Below are 12,219 nucleotides of genomic sequence, written 5' to 3'. Positions count from 1 at the left end.
GCCGACGAACTCGCCGACCGCATCGCGGTGCTCAACGGCGGCCGGATCGTCGCCGAGGGCACCGCCGACGAACTCAAACGGCTCGTGCCGGGCGGTCACGTACGGCTGCGGTTCTCCGACCCGGCGGCGTACGAGCGGGCGGCGACCGCGCTGCGCGAGACCACCCGCGACGACGAGGCGCTCGCCCTGCAGATCCCCAGCGACGGAAGCCAGCGCGAGCTGCGCGCCGTCCTCGACTGGCTGGACGCCGCCGGCATCGAGGCCGACGAGCTGTCCGTGCACACCCCCGACCTCGACGACGTGTTCTTCGCCCTGACCGCCACTCCCGTACCCGCCCGCACCACCGCTCGGCCCGCCGACAAGGAGACCGCCCGATGAGCACCGCCGGCCACGCCTTCAGCGACAACCTCACGATGCTGCGGCGCAACCTGCTGCACGCGCGCCGCTATCCCTCCCTCACCCTGAACCTGCTGCTCACCCCGGTCATCCTGCTGCTGCTCTTCGTCTACGTCTTCGGCAACGTGATGAGCGCCGGCATCAACGGCGGCCACGCCGACCGCGCCGACTACGTCGCCTACCTGGTCCCCGGCATCCTCTTCCTGACGGTGGCCATGACCTCGCTCGGCACCGCGGTGTCCGTGTGCACCGACATGACCGAGGGCATCATGGCCCGGTTCCGCACCATGGCGATCTCCCGTGCCTCCGTGCTGATCGGCCATGTGGTGGGCAGTGTGATCAAGACGCTGATGGCTCTGGTGCTCGTCCTGGGCATCGGACTGGCCATCGGCTTCCGGCCGAACGCGACGCCGGTGGAGTGGATCGCGGCGGCCGGGCTGATCGCGCTGGTCAGCCTCGCGCTGACCTGGATCGCGGTCGGCATGGGCCTGGCGAGCCCCAACCCGGAGGGGGCCAGCAACATGGGGACCCCGCTGGTCATGCTGCCGTTCCTGTCCAGCGCGTTCGTGCCGGTGGACGCCATGCCGAGCTGGTTCCGCTGGTTCGCCGAGTACCAGCCGTTCTCGCCCGCCATCGAGACGCTGCGGGGCTTGCTGCTGGGCAGCGGGATCGGCACGGAGAACGCGGTGCTGACGCTGGCGTGGTGTGTGGGGCTGTCGGTGCTGGGTTATGTGTGGTCCAAGGCGCAGTTCGATCGCGAGCCGCAGCGGTGAACGCCTGATGGCTCGGGGCACGCTGTCGTCAGTTCCCGCAGTGCCTCCGCCCGCAACTCCTCCCGCCCCAGGGCGGCGTACCTCGACCTCGCGTCGGCGTATGCCGCCCTGTCGGCGTTCTCGGCCGCCTCGCGGGAGCGGGACAGGGACAGGGTGGGGAAGTCCCGTACCGCCGGCATCCGTTCCGCGAGCGCCAGCAGCCGTACCGCCCCCGCCTCGTCCCGGGCCAGAGCGGTGAAGCCCAGCGCCAGCAACACCGTGCCGTACACCGGCAGTTCCACCGGAGCGCCCTCCGTCGGGGTGCCGTCGGTGGGGGTGCCGGACAGCATGCCGAGCAGCCGTTCCCGCAGTTCCCCGGCGAGGTGGGGCACCGGCTCCAGCCGGCCGGCCTGTGCGTGCGCGGCCAGTGCGGCCGACCGCAGCTCCAGTGACCACGGCTCCACGAACGGGTCACCGGCATGCAGCAGGCTGTCCTGCTGCACCTGCGCGACCGCCCGGCGCCACAGCCCGAGTCCGACCTCGGTCAGCCCCCGGGCCAGCGCGATCTCCGCGCGGGTCGGCAGATCGGAGGAGAAGATGCGGGCGGACTCCGGCGGCCGGTCCAGCTCCGCGAGCCCCAGCCAGTACTCGGCCTCGTCGAGGTCCCCGCGCTGCAGACAGGCCAGCACCAGTCCCGAGTGCACGCCGACCGAGTCCGACCAGCCGCCGTGCATGCTGAACTCGCCGAGCGCGTCCAGCGCGGCCCGCAGATGGTCGTACGCCTCCGCGCCCCGCTCGGACTGGAGGCACAGCTCGCTGATCCGCCCGTGACTGAGCAGCGCCATGGCCGGATTGCCGAGTGGTTCCAGCGAGGTGAGCATCCGGCGGGCGTACTCCAGCGCACGTTCGGTGCCGTGCTCGGACTCCCAGACGTAGCTCGCCACGCAGGCCGCGACGCCCGCCAGCAGCGGCTCGTCGGACTCGCAGAGTTCCTGCAGCCGCTCGTAGTGCGGCGGGTGTATGTCCGGTACGGCGCACAGCACGACCGACAGCGCCCGCACCAGGGTGTCCGGCGGCGCGGGCGGCAGCCGGCGCAGGGTCACCAAGTGGCGTACGGCGTGCGGGCCGTGGCCCATGAAGAGGCTCGCCGTGCACACGGCCGCCGCGCTGCGGGTCGCCTCGACGTCGTCCGGGCCGGGGCGGAACCGGGACAGCGGCGCCCCGGTCTCGGCGACGAGGGCGACGAGCCGGAGGTAGTGGGAGTCGGTGGCCCACAGGGAGGCGAGCACGGCGGTGACGGCGGCCGTGCTCGGCCCGTCCTCGCGGGCCAGGGCGTGCCGCAGCGCCAGGACGAGGTTGTCCTGCTCGGCGCGGATGCGCAGCCAGGTGGGGACGGGGTCGCTGCCGAGCAGCACGTCGTGGTGGGCGCGGCCGAAGTCGCGGGCCCAGGAGAGGAACCGGTCGGTCACCGTCTCCTCCTCGCCGGCCTCGGCGCGCTTGGCGGAGCCGAACTCCCGCAGTGTCTCCAGCATGTGGAAGCGCACCCCGGAGGGCCCGTCGTCCACCTTGATCAGGGACTGGCCGGCCAGTTGCTCCAGCAGTGCCAGCGTGTCCCCGGTCTCGCCGAGGACGTACTCCGCGGCGTCCTCGGCGAAGCCTCCCGGGAACACGGACAGGGCGCGCAGGGCCGCCTGGCCGTCGGGTTCCAGGAGGTTCCAGCTCCAGTCGACCACGGCCCGCAGCGTGCGGTGCCGCTCGGGCGTGTCCCGGGCGCCGCCGCGCAGCAGCGTGAACCGGTCCCTGAGGCGGTCGGAGATGTCGGCCACGGAGAGCACCCGCACCCGGGCGGCGGCCAGCTCCACGGCGAGCGGCAGCCCGTCCAGGTGCCGGCAGATCTCGACGACCAGTTCCGCGGGCAGTTCCACGCCGGGCCGGGCGGCCCGCGCCCGCTGGGTGAAGAGTTCCACCGAGGTCGCCTGGGACAGCTCGGGCAGGGCGTACACGGACTCCGAGCTCAGCCCGAGCGGGGCCCTGCTGGTGGCCAGGACCCGCAGCCTGCTGGACCGTGACACCAGCGCCTGGACCAGCGCGGCCGCGCCCGCGACGACGTGCTCGCAGTTGTCCAGCACCAGCAGCGCGGGACCGGCACCCAGCGCGGCGACGATGCCGCTCACCGTGTCCCCGCCCGCGGCGAACTGCCGGCCCTCCCCGGCGCCGACCGCCGAGGCCACCTCACCGGGCACGTCGTCGTCGGCGGTGACACCGGCCAGCGGGACGAAGTGCACCACGGGGTGCTCGGCCGCCCGGCTCACCGCGTGGGAGAGGCGGGTCTTGCCCAGCCCGCCGGGGCCGACGACGGTGACCACCCGGGCCTCGCGCAGCAGTGCGGCCACGGCGGCGAGGTCGGCGTCCCGGCCGAGCAGCGGGTTCGGGTCGTGCGGCACGCCGTGGCGGACCGGCGGTACGTCCGCGCTCAGCAGCTCCTGGTACACGGCCCTGAGCCCGGGCCCCGGATCGGTCCCCAGATCCTCCCGCAGGACGCGCCGGTAGGTGTCGTACCGGGTCAGCGCGGCGGCCCGGCCGGCGGTGGCGGCCTCGCAGCGCAGCAGCTCCGCCAGCACCTCCTCGTCCCGCGGGAGCTCCTTCGCCAGCTCGGCCAGGGGCGCCGCGGCCTCCTCCCGCCGCTCCAGCCGGGCGAGCGCGAGCGCCCGGGAGCGGACCAGCGCGCGGTGCGCCCGCAGTCGTCCGGCGCGCAGGGCCAGCACCGGATCGTGCAGGTCCTCGCCGGCTGCGCCGCCCACGGTGCCGTCCCACAGGGCCAGCCCGGCCTCGGCCTCGGCCAGTGCGCCCCGGTGGTTCCCCGACCGGGCGCGCTCGGCGGCCGCCGCCTCGTGCAGCAGCAGCGCGGAGCTGTCGACCTGTGTCTCCTCCAGCGCCAGCCGGTAGCCCACCGGAGTGCTCACGACCAGTTCGGAACCCAGCTGCGAGCGCAGCCGCGACACCAGGATCTGCACCGCCTTGCCCGGCCGTTCGGGCAGTTCCTCGGCCCACAGGCCCTCCACGAGCCGGCCCGTGCTGCAGCCGGTGCGCAGGTCCTCTGCCAGCAGCGCCAGCAGGCCGCGCAGCCGGGGCGCGGTGATCTCCCGGCCGCGGCAGGAGACTTGGGACAGCAGGGTCAACTCGGTGGTCACCCGTGCAGGTTAGCCAGAAGTCAGGAAAGCCCCGAGGCCCGGAGCACCGCCTGCGTCGTCTCGTCGTCGATGCGGTGGCCGAGGCGGTGCAGGACCTCGGCGCCCCGGCGCAGCGTGCCGCGCTCCAGGGAACGGCGGACGCCGGTGTCGAGTTCGTGCCAGAGCAGCGGGTTGGCGACGAGGACGCGGGGGTCGAGTTCCAGACGGTGGCCGTGGACGTCCCGCAGGACCAGGTGGGAGGAGACGCCGTCGTACTGCCGCACGCAGACCAGCGCGTCGGTGTGGACAAGGTGCCGGCGCCAGGGTGTGCGTACGGCGAGCCAGCCGGGGCCCGCGCTCACCCGCTGGGGGAGCAGGACGGCGCACAGCGCGGCCGACAGGGCGACCCAGAGCAGGGCGCGCGGGGGCGAGAGGCTTCCCGCGTCCCAGTCGACCAGGAGGCTGAGGGTGCAGAAGACCAGGGCGCAGGTGAGCGCGAACCGGGCGCTGCCGCGCCAGTGGCGGTCGCCGGCCGGGCCTTGCGGTCCGCTCCGTCGCATGTCGCCGACGCTGGGCGGCCGGGCGGGGTACGGCGGCCGCCGCTTACGGGTTCCTGGCGCCGTACGGCCGAATCCTGACGGGTTTCTGACGCCGGCCGGCGTGGCCGGGTCCTCAGCCGGTGTGCACGCGGGGGCGCAGGGGCCGGTTCGGTTCCGCCTCGCGCAGTACCTCGCGGGTGACCGGGGCGACCTCGCCCTGGCCGAAGAGGAAGAAGCGCAGGAAGTTGGCGAAGGGGTTGCCCTCGGTCCACTCGAAGTAGATGTGCGGGGTGCAGCCGGTGACGTCGCGGGCGTGGAGGAGGAGCGCGGCGAGGGCGTTGGGGATGGAGGCGGACTCCAGGGTGAGCACGCGGTAGCGGTCGTGCAGCACCTCGCCGTGCACGGTCAGGCCGGCCTCGAACTCGGAGGGGTCGGTGACCGTGACCTCGACGAAGACGAAGTCCTCCGTGGTCGGGAGGTCGTTGTCGGTCCGGATCTGCTCGACCTTGTCGCGGTACTCGGCCTTGTCGCGTCGGCCGGGCTTGTTGGCGATGAAGCGGATACGGCGGTGGGACATGTCCCGGACGAACCGTTCCGCCATGCCGTCCAGCTCGATATGGGTGACGCGCAGCTCGAAGGCGCGGGCCAGCCGGGAGAGGAAGGAGACGAGCATGATGCCGACGATGAAGCAGGCACCGATCTTGACGCCGTCCGGGCGTTCGATGACGTTGGCGACGGTGACGTAGAGCAGGACCGCGGCGACGGTGCCGAAGGCGGCGGTCCAGCCGCGCTGGCCCGCCCGGCGGGAGGCGATGGTCACCGCGATGGCCGCGGAGGACATCAGGACCAGCACGCCGGTGGCGTAGGCGCCGCCCTGTTTGTCGACGTTGGCGTCGAAGATCCAGGTGACCAGGAAGGCGACCAGGGTGAAGACGATGACCATCGGGCGCACGGCGCGGGCCCAGTGCGGGGCCATGCCGTAGCGGGGAAGGTAGCGCGGCATGAGGTTGAGCAGGCCCGCCATCGCGGAGGCGCCGGCGAACCACAGGATGGCGATGGTGGAGAGGTCGTAGACCGTGCCGAAGGCGCCGCCGAGGTACTGGTGGGCGAGGTAGGCGAGGGCGCGGCCGTTGGCCTGGCCGCCGGGCTTGAAGGCGTTCGCCGGGATGAGCACCGTGGTGATGAAGCTGGTGGCGATCAGGAACACGCTCATGATGAGCGCGGCGGCCGTCAGCAGCTTCTTGGTGTCGCGGATCCGGCCCCTGGGGGCGTCCTCGGTGTCGTCCGGGTCACCCTGGACGTGGGGCATGACGGCGACGCCGGTCTCGAACCCGGACAGGCCGAGGGCGAGCTTGGGGAAGACCAGCAGGGACACGCCGATCATGGCGAAGACGGTGCCGTGCTGGGTGGTCAGGGCGGCGGCCCAGTCGGTGACCACGTGCCCGGCGGTGAGCACGTGCCAGAAGCCGACGACCACGACCACGGCGTTCAGGGCGAGGTAGACCACCACCAGGGCGAACGCGACGCCGATCGCCTCCAGGAAGCCCTTGAGGAACACCGCGCCCAGCAGCGCCACCAGCAGCAGGGTGATCACCATCTGCCGGCCGTGCAGCACGTGTGTCAGGTGCGGGTTCTCGATGAGGTGGGTGGAGGCGTCGGCGGCCGAGAGGGTGATGGTGATCAGGAAGTCGGTGGCGGCGAAACCGAGCAGTGTGAGCACGAACAGCTTGCCCTTCCAGAAGGACAGCAGCCGCTCCAGCATGGCGATGGAGCCCTCGCCGTGCGGGCTCTCCTCGGCCACCCTGCGGTAGACGGGGAGGGCGCCGGCCAGGGTGACGACGACGAGGACCAGGGTGGCGACGGGGGAGAGCAGACCGGCCGCCAGGGCGGCGATGCCGGGCTGGTAGCCGAGGGTGGAGAAGTAGTCGACGCCGGTCAGGCACATCACCCGGTACCAGCGCTGGCCCATGTGCGGGGGCTCCGGCTCGGCGTGCGGCCCGGTGTGGCCGCCGGCCTTGCCCATGTCGGACAGCCCCTCCAGCATCCAGTCGCGCAGTCGGCCGGTATGCGGAGGGTGTTGGGTCGTGGCCATCGGCGTGCTCCTGATGTGCGGCTCAGCGTGAGGTTCCGGCCATCACGGGACACCGGCACCAGCGTAGGCAGACGGCGACACGGGGGCCCATGGCTCAGGGCGCCGCGGGCGTCAAGCTTGCGTCAAGACACCGTGGGGAGCCGTGAAAACGCAGGTCAGCCGCATAGCGCTACGCGTCGGACAGCCGGGCCTCCTCGAGGTCCAGGGCCCGCTGCAGCCGTCGCCGCGTGGTGTCGCTGATGGCGTGGGCGTCGTAGAGCCGCTGCAGCTCGCCGGTCTCGACGGCGATCAGGTCGCGCCGCAGCTCGCGGTAGACCCGGTCGGCGGACGCGGTGGCCACGCCCTCGGCGCCGTTGCTGTGGGCGAGACGGTCGCGGGCGTCGTCGAGACGGGCGTTCAGGCCGCGGCGCAGCCGGTCCAGGACGACGTCCGGCACGACCTCCAGCTCCGCGAGCTCCTCCAGGCGCGCGAGGCCGGCGTGCGCGAGGTGGGAGCGGGCCTGGGCCTCCTCGCGCGCGGTGTGGGCGGGCTCCAGGGCGATGCCGGAGGCGCGGACGACGGGGGCGAGCGTGAAGCCCTGCACGACGAGGGTGACCACCACGACCGAGGTGGTCAGGACGAGTACCAGCGGCCGGTCGGTCAGCGGGCTGCCGTTGTTCGTGACCTCCGGTAGGGACAGGGCGGCGGCCAGCGGCATCACCCCGCGGGTGCCCGCCCAGGTCAGCACCACCGGCACCCGCCAGTTCGGGCGGCCGACCCCGCCGTTGCGCTGCACGACCGCCGACAGGGGCGCCAGCCACAGCAGGCGTACGGCGACGAGGGTGGCGGCGACGGCGAGGGCGTACAGCGGCCAGGACCGGTCACCGTCGGCCAGCGCCCGCACCTGGGCGGGGAGGGCCAGGCCTATCAGGCTGAACACCACGCTCTCCAGCAGGAACACCACCGTGCCGTACACCGCGTGCAGCTGGAGCCGGATGCGGGCGTTGGTGAGCCGGTCGCCCCGGCCGCCCAGCACCACCCCGGCCACCACGCACGACGTCACTCCGGAGGTGTGCGCGACCTCCGCGAGCAGGTAGGCGGCGTACGGGGTGACCAGGGCGATCACCGTCTCCAGCACCGGGTCCTCGGTGCGGCGCCGGACCAGGGTGATCACTCCGGCCACGGCCGTCCCGATCACCGTGCCGCCGCCCGCGAGCAGGAAGAACTCGCCGCTCGCGGCGCCCCAGTCGGCGGCGGCCGCGGCCACGGCGATGCCCGCCGCCACCCGGACCAGCACCAGGGAGGTCGCGTCGTTGAAGAGGCTCTCCGCCTGGACGAGGACCTGGACCCGGGGCGGCAGGGCGAGCCTGCGGCCGAGCGCGGTCACCGCCACCGGGTCGGTGCTGGCCAGCACGGCGCCCAGCACGAACGCCATCTGCCAGGACAGGGGGGTGACCAGGGCGGCCACGGCGGCGACGGCCGCCGCGGAGGCGAGCACCAGGCCGATGGCGAGGATCCCGACCGGTTTCCACACCGCCCGCAGCTCCCGCCAGGGCATGTCCTCGGCGCTCGCGTACAGCAGGGGCGGGAGGACGACGAGGCCGATGATCTGGGGGCTGATCTGGATCTGCGGGGTGCCCGGGAGCAGCGCCACGGCGAGACCGGCGACCACGAGGAGGGAGGGGGCGGGAATGCGCCAGCGGCGCGCGAAGGTGGCGACCACCGTGGCGAGGACCACGAGGGCGAGAACCGTACCGACGCTGCGCATGCCGTCCCCCGGGGATGCGGAAGGGGATTGCGGAAGCCACCCCGGCTCCCGGCCGACCAGACTTCCCGGCACACCTGCCGTCACCCTATCGGGCCAGGTCACGTCAAGACAGTGTCAAGACCCACCGAACCGGCGCCGGGGAACCGCCGACACGCGCACCGGCCTCTCCGAGGGGCGAGCGGAGCACGTCAGTGGCGACGAGCGACGTACGACCCGGTCGGCCGAAGGTCTGCCTCGGCGGCAGAGACGGCCTGGTCGAGTCCGGACGCCTCGGCGGGCTGCTCGCCCTGTACGACGGGGCCGAGGTGATCCTCAAGCCGGTCTTCGGCACCCTCGCCGACCGGGTCGGCGCCCGCCCGGTGCTGCTCGGCGGGCTCCTGGCCTTCGCGGCGGCCTCCGCGCTGTACGTGGCGGCGGACAGCCCCGGTTGGCTGTGGGCGGCCCGGCTCGGCCAGGGCGCCGCGGCCTCCGCGTTCTCGCCGTCCGCGTCCGCGCTGGTGGCCCGGCTCAACCCGGCCACGGGGCACGGCCGCGCCTTCGGCAGGTACGGCTTCCACAAGTCCGTCGGCTACACGCTCGGCCCGCTGCTCGGCGGCGTCCTGGTCCGGGCCGGCGGCCTGCGTCTGCTCTTCGCCGTGCTCGCGGTGCTCGGCGTGGCCGTCGCCGCCTGGGCCGCGCTCGCCGTCCCCGCCGTGCCCCCGTTGCCGAAGGCCCGGCAGACCGTGCTGGACCTGGCCCGGAGACTCGCCGCTCCGGCCTTCCCCGCCCCGACGTCCGCGTCGGCGGCGGCGACCGCCGCCCTCTCGGCCGGGGTGGGCTTCCTGCCCGTCTCCGGCCGTGCCGCCGGGCTGGGCACGGTGGCCACCGGGGCCGCGGTGTCGCTGCTCGCCGCCTGCGCGGCCGTCGTGCAGCCGCGGGCCGGGCGCGCCCTGGACGCGGGACGGCTCACCGCGCGTCACGGTCCGGCAGCGGGGCTGTCGGTCACCGCCGTGGGGCTGGCCTGCGCGATGCTGCCGGGCCTGACCGGCATCCTCACCGCAGCCGCTCTCATCGGCGCCGGCACGGGCCTGGTCACCCCGCTCGGCTTCGCCGCGCCGGCGTCCTCGGCCCCTCGGCAACGGCTGGGGCAGACCATGGGGGCGGCGGAACTCGGGCGCGAACTCGGCGACGCGGGCGGGCCGTTGCTGGTGGCGACGGTTGCCTCTGCGGCCACGCTCACCTGTGGCTTCGCCGTGCTGGGGATCCTCGTCGGGACGGGGGCGGGGGCGGGGGCGGGGGCGGTGGCGGCGTTCGTCCGGCGCGGCGTCAGCACGGCACGTCCAGAGTGACCGTTGCCCCACCCCCCGAGTTCTCCGCCCGCGCCGTACCGCCATGAGCCATGGCCACCGCTTGCACAAAAGCCAGCCCCAGACCTGACCCCGCGCTCGTACGGCTGTCCTCCGCGCGGGCGAAGCGGTCGAAGGCGCGGGGCAGGAACCCGGGCGGGAAGCCCGGCCCCTCGTCCGTGACGGACAGCCGCAGCCGGTCCTCGTGGACGGTGGCCGTCACGGTGACGGCCCCGCCGCCGTGCCGCAGCGCGTTGTCGACGAGGTTGCCGAGGGCGGGCACCAGCCAGCGGGCGTCGACGTCGACGGGGGTGTCCGGCGCGTCGGCGGTCAGTTGGCGACCGGCGCGTCCGGCGGTGCGCAGATGCCGGGCGACGGCCGTCTCGACCAGGTCGGCCGGCCGGACCGGTGCCCGGGTGATGTGGCCGGTGCTGCCGAGTTCCTCCAGGTCCAGCAGGGCGTTGGAGAGGTCGATCAGGCGCTGGACCTCCGCATCCACGGAGCGCAGGGTCTGGTCGAGCTCCTCGGCCGAGCGGGGGCGGTGCAGTGCGAGGTCGACCTCGGCCCGCAGCAGGGACAGGGGGGTGCGCAGCTCGTGGCTGGCGTCCGCGACGAAACGGCGCTCGCGGACGGCGGACGCCTCCAGACGGTCGAGCATGCGGTTGAGGGTGTGCCCGAGCCGGGTGATCTCGTCGTCGCGGTCGGCGGGCACGTCCAGGCGCAGGTTCGGTCCGCCGTCGGCGAGGGCTGCGGCCGCGGTGCGGTAGCGCTCGACGGGGCGCAGTGCGGCGCGGGCGGTGCGGTAGCCGACGTACGAGGCGGCGATCAGGGTCAGTCCGGAGGCGAGGGCGAGCTGGGCGAGGAGTTCCCGCAGGGCCTCGTCGCGATGGCCGCGGCGGACGGCGGCGACGACGACGCGCACCGCTCCGCCGGCCCGGACCCGCTCGGCCGCCAGGCGCAGCGTGTCCGGGGTGATCGGCAGCAGGGAGCCGACGTCGCGGCGTACCGCGTGTCCCTGTGCGGCGGCGCCGAGTTCGGCGGGGGTGAGCAGCGGGCGACGGCCCACGGCGCCACTGGCCGCGAGGACCCGGCCGTGGGTGTCGAGGACCTGGTAGAGGCTGCCGCTGGGGCCCGGCGGCGGTGCGGTGCCGGCGCGGACGGCCCGGTCGAGACTGTGCCGGTAGGCGGCCAGGTCGTCGTGGAGCTGGCGGTCGAGGGCGGTCTGCACCCGCCAGTAGACCAGCCCGGCCGCCGCGGTCAGGACGAGGGACATGGTGACGGCGACGGCCAGCACGAGCCGGGTGACGACGGGCAGCCGGCCGAACCACCCGCGCAACCGCAAGGGCAGCCGCCCGAACCACACGCGCGGCCGGCCGGGCAGGGTCACGGGGCGGTCTCCAGGCGGTAGCCGCGCCCGCGCAGGGTGGTGATCGTCGTACGGCCGAAGGCCCGGTCGACCTTCGCGCGCACCTTGGAGACGTGCACGTCGATGGCGTTGCTGCGCAGGTCGGTCTCGCCGTCCCAGACCTCCTCCAGCAACTGCAGTCGGCTCACCACGCACCCGGCGTTCGCCATCAGCACCCGCAGCACGTCGAACTCCCGCCGGGACAGGTCGAGTTCGGTGTCCGCCCGCCAGGCCCGCTGCCGCTCGGGGTCGAGGACGAGGTCGCCGACCTTCAGGCGGCCGGAGCCGTCGGGGCGGCGCCGGGAGATGGCCCGCAGCCGGGCCAGCAGCTCCTCCATGGCGAACGGCTTGACCATGTAGTCGTCGGCGCCGGCGTCGAGACCGGCGACCCGTTCGCTGATCGCTCCGCGCGCGGTGAGGAGGACGACGGGCACGTCGACGCCGTCGCCGCGCAGCGTCCGGCACACCTCGACGCCGTCCATCCCGGGCAGCATCACATCCAGCAGGACCGCGTCCAGGCGCGGGTCACGAGCCGCGGCCAGTCCGGAGGGGCCGTCGTAACGGCCCTCGGCGGTGTGCCCGGACTCGGTGAGGTAGCGGACGACGAGGTCGGTGAGGCGGGTCTCGTCGTCGACGACCAGGTAGTGCATGGCGGCCAGGCTAGCCGTCGGCGCCCCCGGCCTCCGGTGTCCGGAAGCCTTCATGGTCTGTTCATGTGACATCCCTACCTTCCTTCAGGTCGCGGTGCTCCGCGGACCGCGACCGGTCCGCCGTCCGACGTGCCGGGACGGAA

The 12,219-nt window shown here is 74.1% G+C and carries 8 protein-coding genes and 1 pseudogene; 3 read left to right on the top strand and 6 right to left on the bottom strand.

The window, feature by feature from the left end:
* Together ACFYZB_RS40515 and ACFYZB_RS40510 are read left to right on the top strand one after the other, a co-directional pair.
* Nucleotides 1-378 (top strand): annotated as a pseudogene (locus tag ACFYZB_RS40515) (ABC transporter); the annotation flags it as partial.
* Nucleotides 375-1,169 carry an ABC transporter permease gene (locus tag ACFYZB_RS40510; protein ID WP_388766934.1) on the top strand — a complete coding sequence of 265 codons (795 nt, stop codon included), beginning with the start codon at nucleotides 375-377 and terminating at the stop codon, nucleotides 1,167-1,169. The pseudogene ACFYZB_RS40515 and the gene ACFYZB_RS40510, both read left to right, overlap by 4 nt.
* Here ACFYZB_RS40510 and ACFYZB_RS40505 read toward each other — a convergent pair.
* The 4 genes from ACFYZB_RS40505 to ACFYZB_RS40490 form a co-directional block, all read right to left on the bottom strand.
* Entirely contained in the window at nucleotides 1,124-4,339 is a 3,216-nt protein-coding gene (locus tag ACFYZB_RS40505) for an ATP-binding protein (protein ID WP_388766933.1), read from the bottom strand. The two genes, ACFYZB_RS40510 and ACFYZB_RS40505, sit on opposite strands and share 46 nt — an antisense overlap.
* 20 nt (nucleotides 4,340-4,359) lie before the next feature.
* A complete protein-coding gene (locus ACFYZB_RS40500; RefSeq protein ID WP_388766932.1) occupies nucleotides 4,360-4,878 on the bottom strand; it encodes a hypothetical protein in 519 nt (172 codons plus the stop codon).
* Between the two features lie 112 nt (nucleotides 4,879-4,990).
* Nucleotides 4,991-6,949 carry an amino acid transporter gene (locus tag ACFYZB_RS40495; RefSeq protein WP_388766930.1) on the bottom strand — a complete coding sequence of 653 codons (1,959 nt, stop codon included), beginning with the start codon at nucleotides 6,947-6,949 and terminating at the stop codon, nucleotides 4,991-4,993.
* A 169-nt stretch (nucleotides 6,950-7,118) separates the two neighbouring features.
* The gene (locus ACFYZB_RS40490) at nucleotides 7,119-8,696 is read right to left on the bottom strand and encodes a Na+/H+ antiporter (RefSeq protein ID WP_388766929.1); all 1,578 of its coding nucleotides are present in this window, start codon (nucleotides 8,694-8,696) and stop codon (nucleotides 7,119-7,121) included.
* Nucleotides 8,697-8,947: 251 nt separating this feature from the next.
* Between ACFYZB_RS40490 and ACFYZB_RS40485 the strand changes: the two genes are divergently transcribed.
* Nucleotides 8,948-10,024: an MFS transporter gene (locus tag ACFYZB_RS40485; protein ID WP_388766936.1), complete on the top strand. Its 1,077-nt coding sequence runs from the start codon at nucleotides 8,948-8,950 to the stop codon at nucleotides 10,022-10,024.
* Here the strand turns inward: ACFYZB_RS40485 and ACFYZB_RS40480 are convergent.
* A complete protein-coding gene (locus ACFYZB_RS40480) occupies nucleotides 10,002-11,408 on the bottom strand; it encodes an ATP-binding protein (protein ID WP_388766928.1) in 1,407 nt (468 codons plus the stop codon). The genes ACFYZB_RS40485 and ACFYZB_RS40480 overlap by 23 nt on opposite strands.
* Nucleotides 11,405-12,076: a response regulator transcription factor gene (locus tag ACFYZB_RS40475; RefSeq protein ID WP_388766927.1), complete on the bottom strand. Its 672-nt coding sequence runs from the start codon at nucleotides 12,074-12,076 to the stop codon at nucleotides 11,405-11,407. Before ACFYZB_RS40475 ends, ACFYZB_RS40480 begins: the two co-directional genes overlap by 4 nt.
* Nucleotides 12,077-12,219: the final 143 nt, after the last annotated feature.

Source organism: Streptomyces sp. NPDC001852, assembly GCF_042891825.1.
Classification (GTDB): domain Bacteria; phylum Actinomycetota; class Actinomycetes; order Streptomycetales; family Streptomycetaceae; genus Streptomyces.
Note: the sequence above shows the minus strand (reverse complement) of the source record. Positions and strands in the feature narration are given on the sequence as shown.